Raw genomic sequence first — 23,080 nt, forward strand, 5'->3', positions numbered from 1 at the left:
GGACTTGTCCCGCGCCCGCGCGCTTTCAGGGGCTGAGCCCCTTAACCTTGTGCCCGAAGCCGAATTTGCGGCCATGTGCAAGGCAGGCTCGACTGGCGCCGAGCCGCCGCGCATCTACACCTGTTCAGAAAATTCGCTGGCCTGGGTATGCGGGCATGTGGACAATCCCCAGCTTGTGGGCAGCATTGAAAAGCTCAAGAACAAGGCCCTGACCCGCGAGCTGCTGCGTCCCCTCTACGGTGACTATTTTTACCGCAGGCTCAGCCTTTCAGACCTGCGCGTCATGCCCTTTGAAGAGCTGCGCCTGCCCTGCGTGGTCAAGCCTTCCGTGGGCTTTTTCAGCCTTGGGGTGCGCATTGTGCGTGACCGGGCCGACTGGCAGGCGGCACTGGCCGCCATTGAGCACGAGGCCGCCAGCTGGCGCGAACAGTACCCCGACAGTGTGGTGGACAGCGAAGACTGGCTTATCGAAGAATACATCGACGGCGAGGAATACGCCGTGGACGTGTACTTTGACGCCCAGGGGCGGGCGGTCATCTGCAATATCCTGCGGCACGAATTTGCCTCTGCCTCGGACGTGAGCGACCGCCTGTACTACACTGGTGCCTCTGTGGTGCGTGCGCACCTTGCGGAATTTGAAGACTGGTTCAACCAGGTCAACGCCCTGCTTGGGCTGCGCAACTTTCCCACCCATGTGGAACTGCGCCGCGACGCTCAGGGCCGCATACGCCCCATAGAATTCAATGCCCTGCGCTTCGCGGGCTGGTGCTGCACCGACGTAACCCTGTTTGCCTGGGGTTTCCATTCTTACGGCTGTTTTCTGGACGGGCGGCGGCCCGACTGGGACAAGGTGCTGGAAGGCCGCGAGGGCAAGCTGTACACTCTTATTGTGCTTAACAAGCCTGACAACTGCCCGCCAGTACAGCATTTTGACTACGAGGCGCTGTGCAAGGGCTTTGGCCGCGTGCTGCACGTGCGCAAAAGCGATTTTACGCGCTACGGCCTGTTCGGTTTTCTGTTTACCGAAACGCCAGAAAACGCAAGGCAGGAGCTGGACCGCATCGCAGGCTCGACCCTGCTGGAATTCACAAGCTGAGGCAGCCGTGGAACATCTTGAAATAAGCACCCGCAGCCGCTGCGAGATGGTGGACATAACGGCGGAACTGCGCTCGCTTGTACGCCGCAAGGCCGCCGGTGGCCGCTGGCAGAGCGGAGCCCTGGCCCTGTTTTGCCCGCACACCACATGCGGCCTTACGGTCAACGAAGGTGCAGACCCCGATGTAAAGCGCGACATGCTGGCCTTTTTCAGCCGTCTTGCTCCAGAGCACGGCGATTACCGCCATGCCGAGGGCAACAGCGATGCCCACATCAAAACAACCCTGCACGGGCCTTCGCTGTTGCTGCTGGTAGAAAAGGGCGAGCTGTGCCTTGGCACGTGGCAATCTGTTTATCTGTGCGAGGGCGATGGCCCCCGCCGACGCACCCTGTGGCTGCAATGGTTGAAGTCCGAAGACTGATCTGGGCGTTCAGCTGCCTGCGGCCCGCATTTTTACGGCCCATAAGGAGCACTGTTCATGCCCCATGACATAAATCTGATTCTCACGCTTGCCGGGGGGCTTTCTGCCGCCCTGGTTCTTGGATTCATTACCCAGAAACTGCGTCTTTCGCCCCTTGTGGGCTACCTGCTGGCAGGCATCATTGTGGGGCCGCATTCGCCCGGCTTTGTGGCCGATGCCTCCACAGCGGCCCAGTGTGCCGAAATTGGCGTTATCCTGCTGATGTTTGGCGTGGGCCTGCATTTTCATCTCAAAGACCTGCTGGCCGTGGGGGCCATTGCCACAGGCGGTGCCGTGGCGCAGATTTCGCTGGCAACACTCGCCAGCATGGGCCTGCTGCACCTGTTTGGTTTCAGCTTTTTTTCGGGCGCGGTGTATGGCATGGCCATTGCCGTGGCCAGTACCGTGGTGCTTACCCGCGTGCTGGCCGACAACCACGACCTGCACAATCCCACAGGGCACGTGGCCCTTGGCTGGCTGGTGGTAGAGGATATCTTTACCATCCTGCTGCTGGTGCTGCTGCCCTCGGTTCTGTCACCGGGCGGCGAATTCTGGAGCGCGCTGGGCATGACCCTGCTCAAGCTGGCCGCCCTCTCTGCCTTTACCCTGGTGGCCGGGCAAAAGCTGATTCCGCTCTTTTTGGGTTATGTGGCACGCACGGGAACCCGCGACCTGTTCACCCTTGCCGTGCTGGCGCTGGCCCTTGGCATTGCCGTGGCGGCTGCGGAATTTTTTGGCGCTTCCATGGCTCTGGGCGCGTTTTTAGCTGGCATGGTGGTGGGGCAGTCCGAGTTCAGCGCCCGTGCCGCAGCAGAGGCCCTACCCCTGCGCGATGCCTTTGCCGTGCTGTTTTTTGTGTCGGTAGGCATGCTCTTTGACCCGGCCTCGCTGGCGCAGGACTGGCCCCTTATGCTGGCGACCCTCTTTGTCATCATGGTAGTGAAGCCTCTGGGCGCGCTGCTGATGACAAGCCTGTTCCGCAGGCCCGTTAAGCTGGGCCTGCCCGTGGCGGTCTCGCTGGCGCAGGTTGGCGAATTTTCGTTCATCCTCGCCGGGCTGGGTATCAGCCTTGGTGTTTTTGACCAGCGGGTGAACAATGCCCTTATTCCTGCGGCCATCATTTCCATCACGCTCAACCCCATGCTCTACCGCAAGGCCAAGGAGCTGGCCCAGCGGTGGGAAAAGCGCAAGCACGGCGACCATGCAGAGCACGATGCCTGCCTTGTTGTGCCGGGCGAGGGCAGCCGCGCACGCGTTGTGGTGGTGGGTTACGGTCCCGTGGGCCGCAGCTGTTGCAGCATTTTACAGCACAGCAGCATACAGCCCGTTGTGGTGGAAATGAACATCGACACTGTGCGCCAACTGCGCGGCGAGGGGCTGCCCGTGGTGCACGGTGATGCCATGCAGGCCGAGGTGCTGCGCGAGGCGGGCCTTGAAAAGGCCGAGGCCCTGCTGCTGACATCGGCGAGCATTCCCGCTGGCGAGGTGACCCACATTGCACGTGCCGTGAACCCTCACGCGCGTATTCTGGCACATACCGCTTTTGTGAGCGGGGCCAAGGCGTTGCGCGATGCGGGCGTGGATGCCGTTTTCAGCGGCGAGCGCGAGGTGGCGCTGGCCATGGCTGAATATCTGCTGCGTTCTGCGGGTGCGCCGGAGGCGTATGTGCAATCGGAGCTGGAACGCGTGCGCGAAAAGCTTGACTAGTCTTTGTTTAAAAAGCGTCTTTTGTCCTCTGGACTGCGTCAAAGGCCCGTTTCAGTCCAGGGCTGTACCAGCATGTACTATCCCTGTCCTGAAACGGGGCTTTTTCTTGCCAGAGGACAAAATCCATCTTTTTAAGCGAAGATAACCACAATTAGATTAGTACGTTGTAGCATCGAATATCGCCATGATTATTCACATAGACATGGATGCCTTTTTTGCATCGGTAGAGCAGATGGACGACCCGTCGCTGCGCGGCAAGCCCGTTATTGTGGGCGGCGAGCAGCGGGGTGTGGTTTCCACCTGTTCGTATGAGGCACGGGTTTTTGGCGTGCATTCGGCCATGCCCATGGCCACGGCCCGCAGGCTCTGCCCGCAGGCCATTGTGGTGCGGGGGCGGTACGCACGTTATTCCGAGCTTTCGCGGGCCATCATGGCCGCTCTTGGTGAATTTTCGCCTCTTGTGGAGCAGGCCAGCGTGGACGAGGCCTATGTGGATGGAACGGGGCTTGAGCGGCTTTTTGGCTCACTTGAAGAGCTTGTTTTGCGCATGAAGGAGCGCGTGCGCGAGGTCACCGGGGGGCTTACCTGCTCTGCCGGGGTTGCGCCGGTAAAGTTTCTGGCCAAAATCTGTTCGGACATCAACAAGCCAGACGGCATGTTCATTTTGCGGCAGGAAGAAGTGGACGTCTTTCTGGCCACCTTGCCAGTGGGCAAGATTCCCGGTGTGGGCAAGCGCATGGTGCAGAGCCTGCAGGGTCTGGGTGTGCGCACCGTGGGGCAGCTACGCCGCTACAGCCAGGATTTCATGGTGCGCAAGTACGGCAAGTGGGGCGGGGTGCTCTATGAGCGTGTGCACGGACGCGACCCGCGCGGTATCGAAATAGAACGGGCCGCCAAGAGCGAAAGTGCAGAATGTACCTTTGGCGAGGATACCCGCGACCGCGAGTTTTTGCAGCGCATGCTGCTGGCCCATGCCGAACGCGTGGGGGCCTCGCTGCGACGGCACGGCTACCGTGGCCGCACGGTAACGCTCAAGGTAAAGTACACCGATTTCAGCCAGATAACCCGTTCGCGCAGCCTGCCAGAGGGTATCAACGCTACAGAAACCATCTTTGATGTGGGCTGCGACCTGTTGCGCGAGCTGCCATTGCCCCAGCCGGTGCGGCTGATCGGTCTTGGAGTATCTGGTTTTGACGCGCCCGTGGCCCAGTTGCTGCTGCCGGGTGCGGTAAAGCCGGTAACGCAGGGGCTCGACCCGCAGGTAGAGGCGCGGCGGCAAAAGCTGGATGCCGCACTGGACGATCTGCGCAGCCGCTTTGGCAACAAGGCCGTGCAGCGCGGGCGGCTGTTTACCCCTGCGGAAAAAAAGAGTGCCGCGTCAACCACAGATGACGATGGCACTGAAAATTCCGGAGAAAAAACGGAATAGTCTGTATTATAGGCTAGCTCTGCCGCGCAAACAGGGCCATGTATTCCTGATTGCCCTTGGGCCCCTTGATGGCTGCGGGCAGAACTCCCTGGCATTCAAGGCCCAGGTTGCCCTGGGTGAAGAGCATGATCTTGTCCACGGCGCGCTGGCGGGCCGCTTCATCGCGCACCACGCCCTTTACGGTTTCGCCGGGCCCAAGCTCGAACTGCGGCTTGATAAGCGTGGCCAGCATGCCGCCGGGTTTGAGCCACGGCATGCACGAGGGCAGCACCAGGGTCAGCGAGATAAAGGAAACATCCGCCACCACAAGGTCGACCATTTCGGGAATAAGGCTCTGGTCTGCATGGCGCAGGTTTACGCCTTCAAGGTTCACTACCCGCTCGTCGGCGCGCAGGCGTTCGTGCAGCTGATTTTTGCCCACATCCACGGCGTAGACGCGGCTTGCGCCCCTTTGCAGCAGGCAGTCGGTAAACCCGCCAGTAGAGGCCCCGGCATCAAGGCACACAAAGCCGGTGACATCGAGCCTGAAATGCTCAAGAATGGTCAGCAACTTGTATGCGCCGCGGCTCACGTAGCGTTCCGGTTCCAGCAGGGCAAAGACCGTATCGGCGGCAAAAGGGTGCCCCGGCTTGGGAACAACCTGCGGCGGAGCACCGGGCACCGTCTGCTCAAGTATGATCTTGCCCGCCATGATGAGGCGGCGGGCCTGCTCGCGGCTTTCGGCGAGCCCCTGCTCAAAGACCAGCTGGTCGGCGCGTTGTCTGGGTGATTTAGGCATGGGGGTCTTATAGCTGCTTGCCGCGTTGACCACAAGCAGGGCGCGTTCTGTGCTGTTAGGAAGTATATAATGCTGAAAAATCAGATAAAATTTTTTACAGCAGGGTCGGTAGGCCAAAACCCCGAGGTAACGGGCGGTACATTGACCGTGCCATTTATATCTAACCCCGCCCCGCGTACTTGCCAAAGCCGTAAAAGAGGGCTATATAGCTTGCCCTTGTGCGGCAATACGCCGCGCCAAGGGTAAAACGCGCGGGCGTCCGCAATGCTCTAAAAGCCGGATTATGCCGCGTTCACGAGGTAGCTGCCATGAAAAATGATATCCATCCCAAAGTGTTCAACGCCACCATCACCTGCGCTTGCGGCAATGAAGAGCACGTGCTCTCCACCAAGGCCGAACAGGTCAACGTGGAAGTTTGCTCCGCTTGCCATCCTTTCTTCACCGGCAAGCAGCGTTTTCTTGACACCGCTGGTCGTATTGACCGCTTCCGCAAGAAGTACGCCAAGTTTGACCAGAAGTAAGCAAGGGTCGGGCCTTTACCGGGATTCCAGCTCTGGCATGACGCCCGAAAGTTCGCGGCGGGCAGGCTTGCAGCAAATCGCGCCGCGCGCCAAGCGCGCGAGCGGTGTGTTGCGGCTTGCCCTCGCTCTTTTGAATGCGGAATGCGCCCCGGTGGGCGGGCAGGCCGTCATGGAAGGCGTGATGATGCGCCACGGTGATGTCTACGGACTGGCGGTTCGCCAGGCCGACGGCGTCATTCGTGCCATGCGCTGCCCGTGGTTTTCGCTTACCCGTAGCTCCTGGCTCAAAAAGCCCTTTGTGCGCGGGTTTCCCGTGCTGCTGGAAACCCTGGTCAACGGCATCAAGGCGCTTAACCGCTCGGTTGAGGCGGTGGCCCAGAGCGAGCAGGAGGAAATCTCTGGCTGGCATCTGGTGCTCACGCTCATCATGGCCTTGCTGATGGCAGTGGGGCTTTTTGTCGTTGTGCCGCATCTGCTCTCGCTGGGCATGATGTGGCTGCGCGTGGGCGGCGACGTTGAAGGGCTTTCGTTCCATCTGTGGGACGGCTTTTTCAAGTGCTGCATCTTCATGGGGTATATCAAGGCCATTTCGTATGTGCCTGATATTCGCCGTGTTTTTCAGTACCATGGGGCAGAACACAAAACCATCCATGCCTATGAGGCCGGTGGTGATGTGGACGCTGCCGCCGCCATGGGCAAAAGCCGTTTGCACCCGCGCTGCGGAACCACGTTTCTGCTGTTTGTCATCAGTATTTCCATACTGCTGCACGCGGTGCTGGTTCCCCTGATGCTGAGCCTCTACACGCCGCAGGGCGAAGTGGCCAAGCACGCCCTTACCATTGCCGTAAAGCTGCTGCTGATGGTTCCCATCAGCGCACTGGCCTACGAGCTTATCCGCTACGCGGCCAAGCTGCCCGAGGGCTTTCTGGCAACAATTTTGCGCGCCCCCGGTCTTGCCTTGCAGCGGCTGACCACCTACGAACCTGACGAAAGCCAGGTGGAGGTGGCCGTGGTGGCCCTGCGCGAAGCCCTTGGTCCGCAAGACGGCGCAAGGGTGCGCACGGTAGACTACACCACAGAATAGCCTTTTTTGCCGTGCTGGCTGCCGCAACTGCGGCGGGTGTGCGGCAAGGCGGAGCGTTGCGGCCTTGCGGCTGGAGAGCGCCCGTCATATCAGTTTTTTCCGCCCACAGCGTGTTGGAGACACCATATGTTCGCCAAATTGGAAGGTCTGGAAAAGAAGTTCATCGAGCTGGAGCACTCTCTGGCCGAGCCCGACGTGTTCAACGATCAGGAACACTACCGCAAGCTTACCAAGGCCCATGCCGACCTGCGCGAAATTGTGGAAATGTACCGCCGCCACAGGGCTCTTTTGCAGGAGCAGGCCGAAAACAAGCAGCTGCTGCGCGACGAAGACCCGGAAATGCGCGAGCTGGCGCAGGAAGATCTGCGCCGCATCGAATCCGAGCTGCCCGAAGTGGAGCAGGAGCTCAAGCTCATGCTCCTGCCCAAGGACCCGCTGGACGAAAAGAACACTATTCTTGAAATTCGCGCCGGTACGGGCGGCGAAGAAGCGGCCCTGTTTGCCGCCGACCTGTTCCGCATGTATTCGCGCTTTGCCGAAGTAAAGGGCTGGAAGGTCGAACTCATGAGCGAATCGCCCTCTGAATCGGGCGGCCTCAAGGAAGTTATCTGCCTTATCAGCGGCACCAAGGTGTATAGCCAGCTCAAGTTTGAGGCAGGCACCCACCGCGTGCAGCGCGTGCCCGCCACCGAGGCACAGGGCCGCATCCATACCTCTGCCGCCACCGTGGCCGTCATGCCCGAAGCGGAAGAAGTGGACGTGGAAATCCGGCCCGAAGACCTGCGCATCGATATTTACCGCGCTTCCGGCGCTGGCGGCCAGCACGTTAACAAGACGGAATCGGCGGTGCGCATCACCCACCTGCCCACCAATACCGTTGTTACCTGTCAGGACGAACGCTCGCAGCACAAGAACAAGGCCCGCGCCATGAAGGTTCTGGCCTCGCGTATTCTGGCCGCTGAGCGCGAACGCTATAATTCCGAAATTTCCGCTGACCGCAAGTCGCAGGTAGGTTCGGGCGACCGTTCCGAACGTATACGTACCTACAACTTCCCGCAGGGTCGTTGCACCGACCACCGTATCAACCTGACCCTGTATTCTCTTGAGCGCATCATGGAAGGCGAAATCCAGCCGCTGGTGGAAGCCCTGAGCACGGCGGCGCAGGCCGAGGCGCTCAAGGCCCAGGCCTCAGACTAGGTTGCCGGGCAAACAGCCCCACAGACAGAAATATAAAAAGCCCGCATAGTTCTATGCGGGCTTTTTGCGTCAGCAGGGCAAGATGGCCGTGCCGGGGCAGAGGCTAGACGGCTTTATCCATGGGGCGCAACATACCCTCGCGGATGATAAAGGCAATGACGGCTTCAATGCCAGCACCAGAAAGCATCTCGGTGAGCACATAGGGGCGTTCGCCGCGCATGCGCCGCGTGTCCCGCTCCATGACATCAAGCGAGGCGTGCACCATGGGCGCAAGGTCAACCTTGTTGATGATGAGCAGGTCAGACTTGGTAATGCCGGGGCCGCCCTTGCGGGGGATCTTGTCACCGCCGCTCACGTCAATAACATAGATGGTAAGGTCGGCCAGCTCCGGGCTGAAGGTGGCGGAAAGGTTGTCGCCGCCGCTCTCCACCAGCACCAGTTCGAGCCCCTCGTGACGGGCCTGAAGTTCTTCGATGGCCTGAATGTTCATGGAAGCGTCTTCGCGTATGGCGGTATGCGGGCAGCCACCTGTTTCCACACCGATGATACGGTCAGATTCAAGGGCATTGTGCCGCAGCAGAAATTCTGCATCTTCGCGGGTATAGATGTCGTTGGTGACAACGGCCATGTTGTAATGCTTGCGAAGACGCATGCACAGGTGGCGCAGAAGGGCCGTTTTGCCTGAGCCCACCGGGCCGCCAACGCCCACTCGCAAACAGGGTCTGTTGTTCATTTCGTTAGCTCCTGAAAAGTCGGGAATACTGTCGTTCGTGGCCAGCGCTGCACAGGGCAAGCCCCGGCAGGCTCGAGCCAATGTCTTCATCGGGCAGGGCCGTGGCCTGAGCTACTATTTGCGGCACTGCGGGCATAAACTCCAACAGCAGTTTTTGCGCCGCAGTCTGGCCAAGCGGTACGGTTTTGCAGGCCACCGCCACCTGATTTTGCAACCAGCTCCACACATAGGCGCAAGCTGTGTTGGCCGCCGCGCGCTGCTGGGCGGCAGGGTCGCAAAAAGGCTGCGTGCTGCGCGCATGCTGGTCAAGAATGACTGCGGCAAGCGCAAAGCATGCCGTGTAGCCAATGTTGTCGGGCAGGGGCCAGCCCGGCAGCAGGTTCTGGTCGTGCAAAATGCGGCGCAAGGCCCGACCCATCTGTGTTTCTTCCTGCCACAGCTCGCGGCTTTCGCGCCCGGCAAGCATCAGGGCATTCCAGCGGGAGAGGGCGGCGGCATCGGCATTGTGGGCGGCGGCGTGCATGCGCAGCAACAGGGGCAGGTCGTTGCGGGCAAGCCCCAGCCGCAGCACGCCCCACAGCCAGCGGCGCACGCCCTCGGCAGTGCCAGCGTGGCCGCGCTCCACCGCTGCTGCCAGCCCCTGCGACCATGCAAAACCGCCCACAGGCAGGGATTGCCCAGCCAGATAGAGCAGGGCGGTAAGGCCTAAATCCGGCCCGAGCCATGCGGCGCGCCCGCAGGCACGGCCTTCAGGCTGCCAGTGCTGCCCTTGAGGGCAGTCTGCCAGAGTCTCTGCCAGAATTTCTGGTAGAGCGTGGGGTCTGTCCGCTGTCAGTTCAGCCATGGCTGTGGCCATGCCCGCCGTATGCGCCGCCTTCGGGTACAAAGGGCTGGCTTTCGTAGCGCAGGCGCAGACCAAGGTTTTCCGCCAGCTCCTCAAGTACGTGATCGGGCATGAAGCGCAGCCACTTGTGCCCCAGCTGCAGGGCCGCATGGCGGTTACCAATGTGGTAGCAGGCACGTGCCAGCGTTTCCCAGTTGGGGGCAATGCCCGTCACCACGGGTTCGGCCGCGTTGCGCACCACGGCGAGTACTTCCCCGGCCCGCAGAATATCTCCGTCGCGCAGCACCTGCCCGCGTGTGAGAAACAGGCCTGCTTCCTCACCATTGTCCAGCCGCAGGCGCTGGCGGCATTTGCCGCGCTGCTCCCACGTAAGAGTGAGGGTGCCCGTGGGCTCCAGATTGGTGCGCTGCCCCATGTTTTCGGTAAATTCCAGCATGGCCGCTCCTTGGATTGTTGCCTAAAAGAGAAAGTACCGCTGCGCCAGAGGCAGAACCTCCGCCGGTGCGCAGGTGAGAATTTCGCCGTCGGCGCGAACCTCGTAGGTTTGCGGGTTAACAGAAATGGCGGGAGTTGCGCTGTTGAGCAACAGGTCGCCCTTGCACAGGGTGCGCGTACCCCGGCAGGACGAAAGCCCGCGCAGCAGGCCAAGCTCGCGTAGCCGTCCTTCGCCGCCGTTTTCCATGAAAGCGCGCGAAACAAAGCTCAGGCTGGCGGCCGCCGCAGCCTGCCCCAACGCGCCAAACATGGGCCGGTAGTGCATGGGCTGGGGCGTGGGTATGGAGGCATTGGCATCGCCCATGGGCGCGGCGGCGATCTGCCCGCCCTTGATGACAAGCGAGGGCTTTACGCCAAAAAAAGCAGGCTTCCACAGCACAAGGTCGGCCAGCAGGCCGGGGGCCACAGCGCCGATGGCGTGCGAAAGCCCGTGGGTGACAGCCGGATTGCAGGTGTACTTGGCCAGGTACCGCCGCACGCGAAAGTTGTCGTTGCCACGGCCACGATCTTCGGGCAGGGGGCCTCGCTGCACCTTCATCTTGTGGGCGGTCTGCCACGCGCGGGTGATGACCTCGCCCACGCGGCCCATGGCCTGCGAGTCGGACGAAATCATGGATATGACGCCCATGTCCTGCAAAATATCCTCTGCGGCAATGGTTTCGCGCCGGATGCGCGAATCGGCAAAGGCCGCGTCTTCGGGCAGGGAAGGGTTAAGGTGATGGCAGACCATGAGCATGTCCAGGTGCTCGTCCACCGTGTTGACCGTGTAGGGCCGGGTGGGGTTGGTGGAAGAGGGCAGCACGTTGGGCAGGGAGCAGGCCCGCAGGATGTCGGGCGCATGGCCGCCGCCGGCACCTTCCGTATGGTAGGTGTGGATGGTGCGGCCACCGAAGGCCGCCAGCGTGTCTTCCACAAAGCCGCCCTCGTTGAGGGTGTCTGTGTGGATCGCCACCTGCACGTCGTATTCGTCGGCCACCGTAAGGCAGGTATCAATGGCAGCCGGGGTTGTGCCCCAGTCTTCGTGCAGTTTCAGGCCGCAGGCCCCGGCCTCAAGCTGTTCGCGCAGCGAATCGGGCAGGGCGGCGTTGCCCTTGCCCAAAAAGCCAAAGTTCATGGGCAGGGCATCTGTGGCGGCCAGCATGCGTTCCAGATGCCACGGGCCGGGCGTGCAGGTTGTGGCATTGGTACCGGTGGCCGGGCCGGTGCCGCCGCCCAGCATGGTGGTGATGCCGCTGGCAAGGGCTTCTTCCACCTGCTGCGGGCAGATAAAGTGGATGTGCGAATCCATGCCGCCAGCGGTGAGCAGGCAGCCCTCACCTGCAATGATTTCTGTGCCGGGGCCGATGATCACGTCCACGTCGGGTTGCACATCGGGGTTGCCAGCCTTGCCGATGGCGGCGATGCGGCCATCGCGGATGCCCAGATCGGCCTTGATGATGCCCAGTGCCGCATCCATGATGATGGCATTGGTGATGACCGTGTCCATGGCACCGTCGGCATTGCTGATCTGGCTCTGACCCATGCCGTCGCGAATGACCTTGCCGCCACCAAAGCACACCTCGTCGCCGTAGACGGTGTGGTCGCGCTCAATTTCGATCCACAGTTCCGTATCTGCAAGGCGGATGCGGTCGCCGGTGGTGGGGCCGTATAGTTCGGCATACTGGCTTCTGGGAATGTGGATCATGCTTTTTCCTCCCTGGGGGCACTGGCATCAAGCGGCCCCATGATCTGACCGCGAAATCCGAACACGCGCCGTGACCCGGCATAGGGCACAAGGCGTACCTCGCGCTTCTGGCCCGGCTCAAAGCGCACAGCGGTTCCGGCGGGTATGTCGAGGCGCATGCCGCGTGCGGATTCCCGGGCAAAGGTGAGGGCGGGGTTGACCTCGTAAAAATGGTAGTGCGAGCCCACCTGAATGGGCCTGTCGCCAGTGTTGGAAACTTCCAGCACAACCTCGAGTCCTTCAGAAAGCGCGTTGAGGGTTATCTCGCCCTCTGCAATATGGAATTCACCGGGAATCATGCATCCCCCTTGTGTCTGCGTGGTTTGCCGTGAGTGTTGCCTATGGGCCGTAGTTGCCCTGGTTACAGAATGGGGTCGTGTACGGTCACAAGTTTTGTGCCGTCGGGAAATGTGGCCTCCACCTGAACCTCGTGGATCATCTCGGGCACGCCGTCCATAACGTCTTCGCGTGTGAGCAGGTTGCGGCATGCACCCATGAGCTCGGCCACGCTTTGGCCGTCGCGCGCGCCTTCAAGCACGGCAAGGCTTATGTAGGCCACGGCCTCGGGATAATTGAGCTTGAGGCCCCGCGCCTTGCGCCGTTCGGCCAGCAGGCCGGCGGTAAAGAGCAGCAGCTTGTCTTTCTCTCTGGGCAAAAGTTCCATGATGCCTCCAGTGTATGCGGTATGTCGCACAGGTTCCTTGAATCAAAAAGCTCCGTACCATATGCGGGGCATGTGCGGTGGGCAGCCGGTAAGCGCAGGTCGCAGAAGGTTCCAGGCTGTAATCAGCAGGTTGCGAGCTTCTTCCATGTCTGGGCCGAGGTAGCGCACAATGAGCACTCCGCCGCGCACGGTTGCCCCGGCCCGTTCCCCCGTAAGGGCAGAAAGGGGAACGGGCCTGACATGGACGGAAGTGTCTGTGCCCGCAGGGTCTGCCCCGGCGGGTGTATCGTCAAAATTTTCAGCAGGGGCAAGCATGTCTTGCAGGGTTGTGCAGCAGCCTTCCAGCGCCGCAAGATCACGCTCGGCCTGTTCTGTGTGGCCGTTGGCAGGCTCGCCACAGGCATGCCCGCGCCCAACGGCAAACAGTGTGGCAGCCACAGCCTGACCGCCCAGCCCGCATGCGCCCATCTGTAAGGCATCGCCGCCCTCAAGGCGCAGCAGTTCGTGCAGCAGGGGCACGCCCCCACGGCTCACGCACAGACTTTGGCGCACGCTGCCAGTGGTGAATGTTTCTCCTGCAGCAGGGCGGCCAAGGCAGATCATCTCCCAGCCGATGCAGGCACTGGCGGTGTCGAGCTCAACCGAGGTGCGCATTTCGGCCCGTGCGCCGTCGTAGACGATGGTTTCGCGCGGCAGCCATTCCAGCAGGCCGCCCGCAACGCGCAGGTCGTTGGTCTGGCGCTGGGCCACATTGTGCGAATCAGCCGCGTAAAACTTGGAGGCCGAGGGCGCAGTGAGCAGGGTGTGTGCACCTTGTTCCAGCCGTATGTCGAGGCTCAGGTCGTCTCCGCTCACAAGGCCGCCCGGCGGGTGCAGCAGGCAGCAGTGGCAGGGCTGTGATGCCTGCGCCCGCCCAGGTGCCGCTGTGGGGGCAGATTCCGGGTAGAAGGGCCGCTGCACCCGCAAGGGGCCGCTGAACTGCATTTTCGCAAGGGTGGTGCGCCCCTGCCGCACGGCGAAATCCAGCTCCATGCGCGCGCTCCAGCGGCGTTCCGCGGTAAAGCAGTGGCCGTGGGGGGGCTGTGTGGCGGTTTGGGCAAGGGTGCTGTGCGACATGCTGTTTCCTTGTATGCGGGCGTGGAATCAGACGCTCAAAAAGGCTTTGACCGTGGCATCGTCGAGGCCGTGCATGTCGCCTTGCGAAACAATGTGCCCCCGGTCCATTATCATATAGGTATCGGCCATGCGACGGGCAAAGGGAACTTTTTGCTCCACCAGCAGCACGGTGAGGCCCATTTCTTCGTTGAGCCTGCGAATGGTAGTGGCAATGTCGCGCACGATGTTGGGCTGAATGCCCTCTGTTGGCTCGTCCAGAATGAGCAGGCGCGGCTCAAGGGTGAGGGCACGGGCGATGGCCAGCTGCTGCTGTTGCCCGCCGGAAAGATCACCACCCCTTCGCTGCATCATTTCGCCCAGCACCGGGAAAAAGTCAAAGATGAATGCGGGTATCGCCCCGGCCTTGTCCTTGCGCATGGGCAGTGAAAGCTCCATGTTTTCGCGTACGGTCAACAGGGGAAAGATTTGGCGGCCCTGCGGCACATAGCCCACGCCCAGGGCCGCACGTTGCTCCACAGGCAGCGGAAGCAAGTCCGTTCCATCCAGGAAAATATGGCCTGAGCGGGCAGGCAGCACGCCCATTATACATTGCAGCAGTGTTGTTTTGCCTACACCGTTGCGGCCCATGAGGCAGGCGCACGAGCCAGCCTTTACCTCAAGGGTTACGTCGCGCAGGATGTGGCTTTCGCCGTAATACTGGTCAAGACCTGTAATTTGCAGCATGGGGCTCCTCCTGGAGCTGTCGGCTCTGAAATGCGTGCTCGCCGCAGGGCGGCGCGGGCGGAACAGATGGCGCGCCGTTATGCGGTGCGCAGCGGTTCACCCAGATATGCCTCTACCACGGCGTGGTGGTTCTGCATTTCGTCCATGGTTCCCTCGGCCAGCACGCTGCCCTGATGCAGCACGGTGACCTTGTGGGCAATGGCCCGCACGAATTCCATGTCGTGCTCCACCACCATGATGCTCTGCTCGCCCTCAAGGTCGTGCAGCAGATCAATGGTGCGGTCCATTTCTTCGGGGGTCATGCCCGCCACGGGTTCATCCAGCAGCAAAAGCTGGGGCTTCTGCATGAGCAGCATGCCGATTTCGAGCCACTGCTTCTGCCCGTGCGAGAGTTTGCCAGCCTGCATGCGGGCCAGGTCCGTAAGGCGGATGCGGTGCAGCACTTCTTCGATAAAGGTCTTGTCGTCAGCTGAAAGCCGCGCGCAGAATGTGGGCCACACGCGCTTGTCGCCAGCCAGCGCCAGCTCAAGGTTTTGCAGTACGCTCAGGGCCTCGAATACGGAGGGCTTCTGAAATTTGCGGCCTACGCCCGCCTGAGCAATGGCGACTTCATCCATCTGCAACAGGTTGCAGGTGCGGCCAAACCATGCCGAACCCATGTCTGGCCGTGTTTTGCCGGTAATGACGTCCATCATGGTGGTTTTGCCAGCGCCGTTGGGGCCGATGACGCAGCGCAGCTCGCCCCTGTCCACGTAAAAGGTCAGGTCGTTGAGCGCCCTGAAGCCGTCAAAGCTCACGCTGATTTTTTCGAGATACAGGGCAATGTCGGGCTTTACCATCATGCTGCGCGGGGGCCGGGCGCGCAGCTTCATGGGGCGCTTGTCAAAGGGGGCGTGCGATTCCTCGTAGGCACGCGCGGCCTCAGCCACTTCCTCAAGGCTGCGGCCATGCAGAATATCCTGCTGCGTCTTCATGCTGCGCCTCCTTCACGGGCAGTACCTGCGGGTGCGTCCTTGGCCGCGCCGCGCGCCGCGCGGTTGCGCCACTGGTCTGGCAGACCGGCCAGCCCCTGCGGCAAAAAGATGGTCACCAGCACAAACATGCCGCCCAAGGCAAACAGCCACGCTTCGGGCAGCACAGCCGTAAACCAGGTCTTGAAGGCATTGACCGCAAACGCGCCAAGTACCGCGCCATACAACCGTCCGCGCCCGCCAAGGGCCACGCAGACCACAATTTCAATGGAGTTGAGGGGTGAGAATTCGCCGGGGTTGATGATGCCCACCTGCGGCACGTACAATGCTCCGCCAATGCCCGCCAGAATGGCAGAAAGGGTAAACACCGCCACCTGATAGCGTTCCACCCGGTAGCCGATAAAGCGTACGCGGCTTTCGGCATCGCGCACGGCCACACACACGCGGCCAAGGCGCGAAGCGGTAACGGCTCTGCACAGGCAGTAGCCAGCCATGAGCGCAAGAGCCGAGCAGGCAAAAAGAGCTGTACGCATGCCGTCTGTCTGCAGTTCAAAGCCCAGCAGCGTCTTGAAGTCCGTGAGGCCGTTGTTGCCGCCAAAGCCCATTTCGTTGCGGAAAAAGGCCAGCATGAGAGCATAGGTCATGGCCTGGCTCATGATGGAAAAATATACGCCAGAAACCCGCGATCCGAAGGCCAGCCTGCCAAAAACATAGGCCAGCAGGCCGGGCAGCAGCACTACCAGCAGCAGGGCCACGGCAAAGTATTCACTGCCCTGCCAGAACCACGGCAGTTCCTTCCAGTTAAGAAAAACCATGAAGTCCGGAAGGTTGGCATTTCCGTATACGCCGCGAGCGCCGATCTGCCGCATGAGGTACATGCCGAATCCGTAGCCGCCCAAAGCGAAGAACGCACCGTGCCCAAGGCTGAGCACACCCATGAAACCCCAGACAAGATCGACGGAAAGGGCCAGCAGGGCATAGGTAAGATACTTGCCCAGCAGGGTTACAAGGTAGCCCGGCACATGCATGGCATTGCCCGCAGGCAGCAGGCTGCCCACGACCACCAGGGTGCAGAGCACTGCCGTAACAGACAGAAAATTGCGTGTGGACGCGTTGAGCAGCCTTTCGCGTGCAAAGATGTCGCTGCTCATCTATGCCTCCACCGCACGGCCCTTTTGCGGAAACAGACCGCGCGGGCGCTTCTGGATGAACAGGATAAGGCAGACCAGAATGATTATTTTTGAAAGCATGGCCCCGCTGGCGGGTTCCAGAAACTTGTTGGCGATGCCAAGCGTCAGGCCGCCCGTAAGCGTGCCCCACAGGTTGCCCACGCCGCCAAACACCACCACCATGAACGAATCCACAATATAGGTCTGGCCGAGGTTGGGCCCCACGTTGGAAACCTGGCTCAGGGCCACGCCAGCCATGCCCGCCACGCCAGAGCCAAGGCCAAAGGTCATGGCGTCCACGCGCGAGGCGCGCACGCCCATACAGCGGGCAATGGCGCGGTTCTGCGATACTGCGCGCACCTCAAGGCCCAGCCGGGTGCGGTGCATGGCCATGTGGATGAGGGCAAACACGCCGAGACAAAACAGTATGATGTACACACGGTTGCAGGTAAGGCTGAAGTGTTGGGTGATCTGCCACACGCCGCTCATGAAATCGGGATTTTGCACGGCCCTGTTGAGGGGCGAGAACACGGTGCGCACGGCCTGTTGCAGCACAAGGCTGATGCCGAATGTTGCCAGCAGGGTCTCGAGCGGGCGCCCATAGAGAAAGCGGATAACGGTTTTTTCAAGCAGCACGCCCGTGCCGCCGCTGACCAGAAAGGCCGCGGGCACAGCCAGAACAAGCGCAAGACCAGGCTGGCCGGGCAGTATCTGCTGCATGCCCCAGGCCGTGTATGCCCCGAGCATGATCAGCTCGCCGTGGGCCATATTGATGACGCCCATGACGCCAAAGGTAATGGCAAGGCCGATGGCCGCAAGCACAAGAATGGAGCCAAGGCTCATGCCGAAAAAAAGCATTTCAAAAAACTGCCCCCACTGGGCGGAAACGCGCTGCGAATACAGGGCATCGTCTGCCGCTTTTGCCACTGCCGTATCAGAAGATCCGGCCAGCGCGCGCAGGGCATTGAGAGCTGAAGGGTTGCCGTTGCGGTTCAGGGCGCTGACTGCGGCAAGCTGGTCGCTGCGCACGGCGGCGGGGTCGCTGGCCACATAGAGAGCCAGGGCTGCGCCAAGGTTCGCGCGCACGGTGTCATCTTTTTCCGCCTCCAGCAGATTGTGCAGGGCATCAGCCTTGAGGGGCGGGGTGGGGCCTTCCATCAGCGCTGCCGAAGCCTGACGGCGCCGGGCTGTATCCGCAGAAGTAAGGGCCTGCGCGTTGAGGATATCGGTAATACGCTGGCGCTGGCGATTGCTCGTGCCCACCTTGCGTAAGGTATCTGCTGGCTGGGCTGCGCCAAGGCCGCCCGTTGCTGTCAGGGCATGCGCCTGACCGGCATCGTCGCTCACAAAGAGCGTACCGGCGGCGGCATCTGCCAGCAGGGTATTGCGCAGCAGGGCCTCAAGCAGTCTTTCGCGCAGTGGCGCGGCAATGGTGCTGTCATCCTTTTCCAGCGCGGCAATGGCCGCATCTCTGTCTGCCACCTTGGGGCTCACCAGAGATTTGAGCAGGTCAGCTGGCATAATGGATGGAGAGGCCTGAACCGGGGACGCGGAAGGAGTCGAAACCGCGCCCCCGGCGTTCTCGTCCGGTTCCGGGCCGGACGCCAGTACTGCGGGAGGCAGACTGAAAATTATGAGGCAGCAGAGCAAAAACGCCGTGCGCATGGGCATATCCTTTAGTCTGGCCTGCGGGGAGAGCGTGGCTCTCTGGCAGACATGCCGTGGGGGGGATGGCGGGGGCCACGGGCCCCCCCTGCACAGTCAGGCGTGGGTGCTTACTTGGAAGCGCCGCCGCATTTCTTGGTCTTGGTATTGTAGTTGCCGCAGTTGATGGGGTCGGTCCAGTCGCCGATCAGGTCCTTGGATTCGGGCAGGTAGTGCGACCATGCTTCGCCGGGAACCACGGCGGGGGTTTCCCAAACCACCTGGAACTGGCCGTCGGCCTGAATCTCGCCGATCAGCACGGGCTTGGTGATGTGGTGGTTGGGCAGAACCTTGGCCATGCCGCCGGTAAGGTTGGGGGTTTCAAGACCCACAATGGCCTTCAGAACCTTGTTCACATCGGTGCTCTGGGCTTTTTCCACAGCCTTTACCCACAGGTTAAAGCCGATGAAGTGGGCTTCCATGGGGTCGTTGGTGACGCGCTTGGGGTTCTTGGTGAATTCGTGCCACTTCTTGATGAAAGCCTTGTTGGCGGGGTTGTCCACGCTCATGAAGTAGTTCCAGGCGGCCAGATGGCCCACCAGGGGCTTGGTGTCTATGCCGGAAAGTTCTTCTTCGCCCACCGAGAAGGCCATGACGGGAATGTCGGCGGAGGTGATGCCCTGATTGGCGAGTTCCTTGTAGAAAGGCACGTTGGCGTCGCCGTTGAGGGTGGAAACCACGGCGGTCTTTTTGCCCGCGTTACCGAATTTTTTGATTTCAGCAACAATGGACTGCCAGTCGGCATGGCCGAAGGGGGTGTAATTGATAAGGATGTCTTCCTTTTTCACGCCCTTGGAGATCAGGTAGGCTTCGATGATCTTGTTGGCGGTGCGGGGAAAGACGTAGTCGGTACCGGCCAGCACCCAGCGCTTCACGCCGAGGTCCTTCATCAGGTAGTCCACAGCGGGAATTGCCTGCTGGTTCGGGGCCGCGCCGGTGTAGATGACGTTGCGTGAGGATTCTTCGCCTTCGTACTGCACAGGGTAGAACAGAAGACCGTTGAGTTCTTCAAACACGGGCAGCACAGACTTGCGCGAAACCGAGGTCCAGCAGCCGAACACGGCGGCGACCTTGTCTTTGCTCAGCAGCTCGCGGGCTTTTTCAGCAAACAGGGGCCAGTTGGAGGCGGGGTCCACCACTACGGGTTCCAGCTTTTTGCCAAGCAGACCGCCTTTTTTGTTCTGCTCGTCAATGAGCATGAGCATAACGTCTTTCAGCGTGGTTTCGCTGATGGCCATGGTGCCGGAAAGCGAATGCAGAATACCCACCTTGATGGTATCGTCCGCCGCCCTGGTATTCAGGGAACCGCACAGGGTGACGAGCATGAGCGCAAACGCCGCCAATGTTTTCTTGAACATGTAGAGCCTCCTGAGAACTGTCTGTCGTGCTGTACTTGTCGCGGCGCACCCCCATGGTTGCCGCGCTACTTGCTACAGCACACAGGTTAGCAAGAGGTGTTCCACTTTAATTTTATAGTTAATTTGCTGAAAATATTTATTTAATTTTTACAATGTGGGCATAGCATAAAACAATTTTGTAAAAGTCCCCGCTTTTCAAAACAATTTTGTAGTCGTTTTGAGCTGGTGTGTGCCGTTGCAGCCGTGCACCGTTGGGAACCATAAAAAAGGCCTGCCAGTGAGTGTACTGACAGGCCGTGTTGGCTGGTGGCTCTTTATTGCCCTGCGCTGGCTAGACCGGAGAGATGGAGGCAAAACGGCGGTGGTCGATGCCGTATTTTTTCATTTTATAATAAATGATACGGTAGGTTATGCCCAGGTCGCGCGCTGCCTGGTGGATATTGCCGCGAGCGTTCTTGAGGGCGTCCACAATAAATTCCTGCTCCACCCGGGCAATGGTTTCGTTAAAACCAAGACCAGCAACCGGGCCTGTGCTGCTGCTTTCAGCGCTTTGCAGGGTGCTCGGCAGGTGGTGGGCGCGCAGCACGGCGTCTTCGCAGATGAGCACGGCGCGTTCCATCACGTTTTTGAGTTCACGCACGTTGCCGGGCCAGTGGTATTGCAGCAAAAGGTCGATGGCAGGGGTGGAAATGCGCCGTACTGGCCGTTCGTATTCCTTGCTGAACATGCGCAAAAAGTGCTCTGTGAGCGGCAGGATGTCTTCTGGCCGTTCGCGCAACGGCGGAATGAACACGGGAAAGACATTGATGCGGTAATACAGGTCTTCGCGAAACAGTCCCTGTTCCACCAGCTCTTCCAGCGGGCGATGGGTGGCGCACACAAGGCGAACATCCACCTTGTAGCGGCGCTCGTCGCCAAGAGGCTGAATTTCGCCTTCCTGCAGGGCGCGCAGCACCTTTGCCTGCGCTGTGGTGGAAAGGTCGCCGATTTCATCAAGAAACAGCGTGCCCTTGTCGGCCTGCCGGAACAGGCCAGCACGGTTTTGTACCGCGCCGGTAAAGGCACCCTTGCGCCAGCCAAAAAGTTCACCTTCGATAAGTTCCGAGGGCAGGGCCGCACAGTTGAGCATGACCAGCGGCTGGGTGCGCCGGGGGCTGGCCGCGTGCAGCGCCTGGGCCATCAGTTCCTTGCCTACACCAGATTCGCCGCGCAAAAGCACGGTGGCCCGGCTGGCCCCCGCCTGTGTGAGTCGGCGCAGCACATGCCGCAGACTTTTGGATGTGGCGATGACAGACGAGGGCGTACCGCTTACCAGCGGTTCATCTGGCAGCATGCAGAAGTGCTGGCGGGCCATTTCTTCCTGCAGGCGTGCCACCTGGCGTCCCACCAGCGTGGCCACTGTTTCGAGAAAGCGGCAACGCAGGTCCAGTTCTGATTCTGCGGCGGTGGGGGTGTCGGCGCTCAATGTGCCGATAACTTCGGTCTGCTCGGCGTTTTCAACGCGCACCGGCACGCAGATAAAGGCAAGGCGCGCCATTTCTTCCTGACTGCGGCCAAACAGGCGGTTCTGAAAGTCGGGCCTTCCCTGCATGCAGGAAACAATGATGGGTCTGCCCTCGGCAAAAACCTGGCCGGTAATGCCAGAGCCGGGCTCGTAGGCTGCCTCTGGCGCGTCTGCCTGACCGTAGGAGAGCGAAAGCTTGAGCTCGCCGCTTTCCGGGTCCTGCACTACAATGTGCGGCCTGTCGAAGTGCATGTCTTCAGCCAGAGCTGCCAGCAGCTCTCGTAACGAATCGTGGAATGAATGCCCCGGCGACAGGGCTGCCAGAACCCGGTTAAGGGTATCAAGGCACTGCCCGGTTCCCATAAAGGGTGCTGCAATGTGGGCTTCCTGCATATTTCCTCTGCTCAACGCGTTGTTGGTACGGCGCTAGTTTTCCCGGGTTACAGGGCATTGCCCATGGTCGCACGAATGGTGCGCAGATGGGCATGGCCGAGGATGCCACTGGATGCCGGTGTGCCTGCCGTTAAAAAGACAAGTCACTGTGGCATCGCGGCAAGGGTACACGCGGTGCAGACTGAGGGGGGAGGAGTATAATCAGGCCTGAACCTCGGCAAAGGCTGGCTTTGCAGCTCTGCCGATTGCCCCGCAGGGCTCTGCTGCAACGGTCTGCCGCTAAGCTGGCGGCTGGGCAGTGACGTTGCAGGATGAAAGGGCCGTGTCGGCATCGCCGGCGCTGGCGGCGCAAATCCCACACAGCGGGTTCTGCATCTGAAAAAGGGCCGCGCCGGGGCGCGGCCCTTGATGCAATTATTGCTGCGGACCCTGGTCGATGTCAATGATGCGGCCTTGCAACCACACATAGGCATCAATGTCGTGCCCGACTTCCGGTTCGTAGTCGCCGAGCGTCATCTTTGAGGCGTATACGGGCAGGCGCATGGGCTGCCTGTCTTCAAAGGGAAAGCTGAGGTACACCAGCTTGACCGGCATTTTTTCGAGCTGGCAATCCCGTACTTCTTCAATGGTGCCTCGTACCTGGTATTCGCAAAAATTGCGACCAGGCATGATCATGTGGCGCTTGCTCACATCCACCTTGAGCGGGGGAACGTCCAGACGGGTTTTGCCGGGGTTGTCGGCAAGCCACACTGCAGCATAAGCCTCGTAACGCTGGCCCTGGGTGATGGTGATTTCGTCGAGCATGGCCTTGCGCAGGCCAAAAGCCAGGCCAGCCAGCAAAAACGTATGCGTCACGCCTGGGGTGAGGTCGTCCTTGTCGCGGCCGTACAGCGGGTCGTAAAACCACATGGGGCTTTTGCCCTCAAGCATGCTCACGGCCACGTTGGCTTCAACGCCGGTTTGCCAGGGGTGTACTTCTTCAACCATGAGGTCGTTGGGCAGGCCCTCAAGCAGGGGGGTGGCGGACACGGGCTCAAGTTTTTCGCCTTCATCGCCAGCCACCATCACTGCGGCCCTGACGGGCTGATCCTGCGGCCATGCCAGCAGAATATGATCCTTGCCGCCGCGCTTCCACTGCCAGGAGGGGCGGGTGCCGCCCTCGTGCATAACCGTGGCGGCAATCTGGCCCATGATGGCGGCCGGATTCTGCCCTGTCAGCACGGCCCAGGCATCCCCCAGGCTTTCAGTGTGGGCGCGGTTGGCGGCGGCCATCTGGGCGGCCAGCTCTTCAGCAGAAGGAGCCTGATCGGCCAGAGGGTTGCCGTTACTGTCCACGCGAACCCATTCTTCGGATTCGTGTTCAGGGGTCGGAACTTTGTTTTCAGCTTTCTTGGCCATGAAATATTCCTTT

General features: G+C 60.8%; 22 protein-coding genes. 7 read left to right on the top strand and 15 right to left on the bottom strand.

The features are described from left to right. The 4 genes from F8N36_RS05325 to F8N36_RS05340 form a co-directional block, all read left to right on the top strand. Positions 1-1,096: ATP-grasp domain-containing protein (locus F8N36_RS05325; protein ID WP_291331762.1), on the top strand; the 1,096-nt coding region annotated here is incomplete at its 5' end. 7 nt (positions 1,097-1,103) lie between these two features. Next, positions 1,104-1,517: a secondary thiamine-phosphate synthase enzyme YjbQ gene (locus F8N36_RS05330; RefSeq protein ID WP_291331763.1), complete on the top strand. Its 414-nt coding sequence runs from the start codon at positions 1,104-1,106 to the stop codon at positions 1,515-1,517. Between the two features lie 57 nt (positions 1,518-1,574). Further along, positions 1,575-3,263, top strand: a complete 1,689-nt coding sequence (locus tag F8N36_RS05335) for a cation:proton antiporter (RefSeq protein ID WP_291331764.1) — start codon at positions 1,575-1,577, stop codon at positions 3,261-3,263. A 184-nt stretch (positions 3,264-3,447) separates the two neighbouring features. After that, positions 3,448-4,692, top strand: coding sequence for a DNA polymerase IV (locus F8N36_RS05340; protein ID WP_291331765.1), 1,245 nt, complete (start codon positions 3,448-3,450; stop codon positions 4,690-4,692). Positions 4,693-4,705: 13 nt separating this feature from the next. On the opposite strand, the gene F8N36_RS05345 is transcribed toward F8N36_RS05340, so the two are convergent. Continuing rightward, positions 4,706-5,470, bottom strand: a complete 765-nt coding sequence (locus tag F8N36_RS05345) for a TlyA family RNA methyltransferase (RefSeq protein WP_291331766.1) — start codon at positions 5,468-5,470, stop codon at positions 4,706-4,708. A gap of 308 nt (positions 5,471-5,778) precedes the next feature. Between F8N36_RS05345 and rpmE the strand changes: the two genes are divergently transcribed. The 3 genes from rpmE (at position 5,779) to prfA (ending at position 8,272) form a co-directional block, all read left to right on the top strand. Further along, positions 5,779-5,991 carry a 50S ribosomal protein L31 gene (gene rpmE / locus F8N36_RS05350; RefSeq protein ID WP_291331767.1) on the top strand — a complete coding sequence of 71 codons (213 nt, stop codon included), beginning with the start codon at positions 5,779-5,781 and terminating at the stop codon, positions 5,989-5,991. Between the two features lie 169 nt (positions 5,992-6,160). Next, on the top strand, positions 6,161-7,075 hold the full coding sequence (locus tag F8N36_RS05355; protein WP_291331791.1) for a DUF1385 domain-containing protein: 915 nt from the start codon (positions 6,161-6,163) through the stop codon (positions 7,073-7,075). Between the two features lie 126 nt (positions 7,076-7,201). Next, positions 7,202-8,272, top strand: a complete 1,071-nt coding sequence (prfA, locus tag F8N36_RS05360) for a peptide chain release factor 1 (RefSeq protein ID WP_291331768.1) — start codon at positions 7,202-7,204, stop codon at positions 8,270-8,272. Positions 8,273-8,375: 103 nt separating this feature from the next. Here prfA and ureG read toward each other — a convergent pair whose 3' ends face one another. The 14 genes from ureG to F8N36_RS05430 all read right to left on the bottom strand — a co-directional run bounded on the left by ureG (position 8,376) and on the right by F8N36_RS05430 (position 23,067). Continuing rightward, positions 8,376-9,005, bottom strand: coding sequence for an urease accessory protein UreG (ureG, locus tag F8N36_RS05365; protein WP_291331769.1), 630 nt, complete (start codon positions 9,003-9,005; stop codon positions 8,376-8,378). A 4-nt stretch (positions 9,006-9,009) separates the two neighbouring features. Beyond that, positions 9,010-9,849, bottom strand: a complete 840-nt coding sequence (locus F8N36_RS05370) for an urease accessory UreF family protein (protein WP_291331770.1) — start codon at positions 9,847-9,849, stop codon at positions 9,010-9,012. After that, the gene (gene ureE / locus F8N36_RS05375) at positions 9,842-10,285 is read right to left on the bottom strand and encodes an urease accessory protein UreE (RefSeq protein ID WP_291331771.1); all 444 of its coding nucleotides are present in this window, start codon (positions 10,283-10,285) and stop codon (positions 9,842-9,844) included. Before ureE ends, F8N36_RS05370 begins: the two co-directional genes overlap by 8 nt. Positions 10,286-10,306: 21 nt before the next feature. Then, positions 10,307-12,028: an urease subunit alpha gene (gene ureC, locus F8N36_RS05380; RefSeq protein WP_291331772.1), complete on the bottom strand. Its 1,722-nt coding sequence runs from the start codon at positions 12,026-12,028 to the stop codon at positions 10,307-10,309. Continuing rightward, on the bottom strand, positions 12,025-12,366 hold the full coding sequence (locus tag F8N36_RS05385; RefSeq protein ID WP_291331773.1) for an urease subunit beta: 342 nt from the start codon (positions 12,364-12,366) through the stop codon (positions 12,025-12,027). Before F8N36_RS05385 ends, ureC begins: the two co-directional genes overlap by 4 nt. A gap of 62 nt (positions 12,367-12,428) precedes the next feature. Then, positions 12,429-12,731, bottom strand: a complete 303-nt coding sequence (gene ureA, locus F8N36_RS05390; protein WP_291331774.1) for an urease subunit gamma — start codon at positions 12,729-12,731, stop codon at positions 12,429-12,431. Positions 12,732-12,773: 42 nt separating this feature from the next. Further along, the gene (locus F8N36_RS05395) at positions 12,774-13,847 is read right to left on the bottom strand and encodes an urease accessory protein UreD (RefSeq protein ID WP_291331775.1); all 1,074 of its coding nucleotides are present in this window, start codon (positions 13,845-13,847) and stop codon (positions 12,774-12,776) included. Between the two features lie 27 nt (positions 13,848-13,874). Further along, positions 13,875-14,570 (bottom strand): urea ABC transporter ATP-binding subunit UrtE, encoded by a 696-nt coding sequence (gene urtE, locus F8N36_RS05400; RefSeq protein WP_291331776.1) that lies wholly within the window; start codon positions 14,568-14,570, stop codon positions 13,875-13,877. Between the two features lie 77 nt (positions 14,571-14,647). Continuing rightward, positions 14,648-15,544: an urea ABC transporter ATP-binding protein UrtD gene (gene urtD, locus F8N36_RS05405; protein ID WP_291331777.1), complete on the bottom strand. Its 897-nt coding sequence runs from the start codon at positions 15,542-15,544 to the stop codon at positions 14,648-14,650. Continuing rightward, positions 15,541-16,692 carry an urea ABC transporter permease subunit UrtC gene (urtC, locus tag F8N36_RS05410; RefSeq protein ID WP_291331778.1) on the bottom strand — a complete coding sequence of 384 codons (1,152 nt, stop codon included), beginning with the start codon at positions 16,690-16,692 and terminating at the stop codon, positions 15,541-15,543. The genes urtD and urtC overlap by 4 nt, the downstream gene beginning before the upstream one ends. Continuing rightward, positions 16,693-18,375 carry an urea ABC transporter permease subunit UrtB gene (urtB, locus tag F8N36_RS05415; RefSeq protein ID WP_291331779.1) on the bottom strand — a complete coding sequence of 561 codons (1,683 nt, stop codon included), beginning with the start codon at positions 18,373-18,375 and terminating at the stop codon, positions 16,693-16,695. It abuts the gene before it with no gap. A gap of 110 nt (positions 18,376-18,485) precedes the next feature. After that, on the bottom strand, positions 18,486-19,772 hold the full coding sequence (gene urtA / locus F8N36_RS05420) for an urea ABC transporter substrate-binding protein (RefSeq protein ID WP_291331780.1): 1,287 nt from the start codon (positions 19,770-19,772) through the stop codon (positions 18,486-18,488). A 331-nt stretch (positions 19,773-20,103) separates the two neighbouring features. Beyond that, the gene (locus F8N36_RS05425) at positions 20,104-21,669 is read right to left on the bottom strand and encodes a sigma 54-interacting transcriptional regulator (RefSeq protein WP_291331781.1); all 1,566 of its coding nucleotides are present in this window, start codon (positions 21,667-21,669) and stop codon (positions 20,104-20,106) included. Between the two features lie 414 nt (positions 21,670-22,083). Then, entirely contained in the window at positions 22,084-23,067 is a 984-nt protein-coding gene (locus F8N36_RS05430) for a hypothetical protein (protein WP_291331782.1), read from the bottom strand. Positions 23,068-23,080: the final 13 nt, after the last annotated feature.

Source organism: Desulfovibrio sp., from assembly GCF_009712225.1.
Classification (GTDB): domain Bacteria; phylum Desulfobacterota; class Desulfovibrionia; order Desulfovibrionales; family Desulfovibrionaceae; genus Desulfovibrio.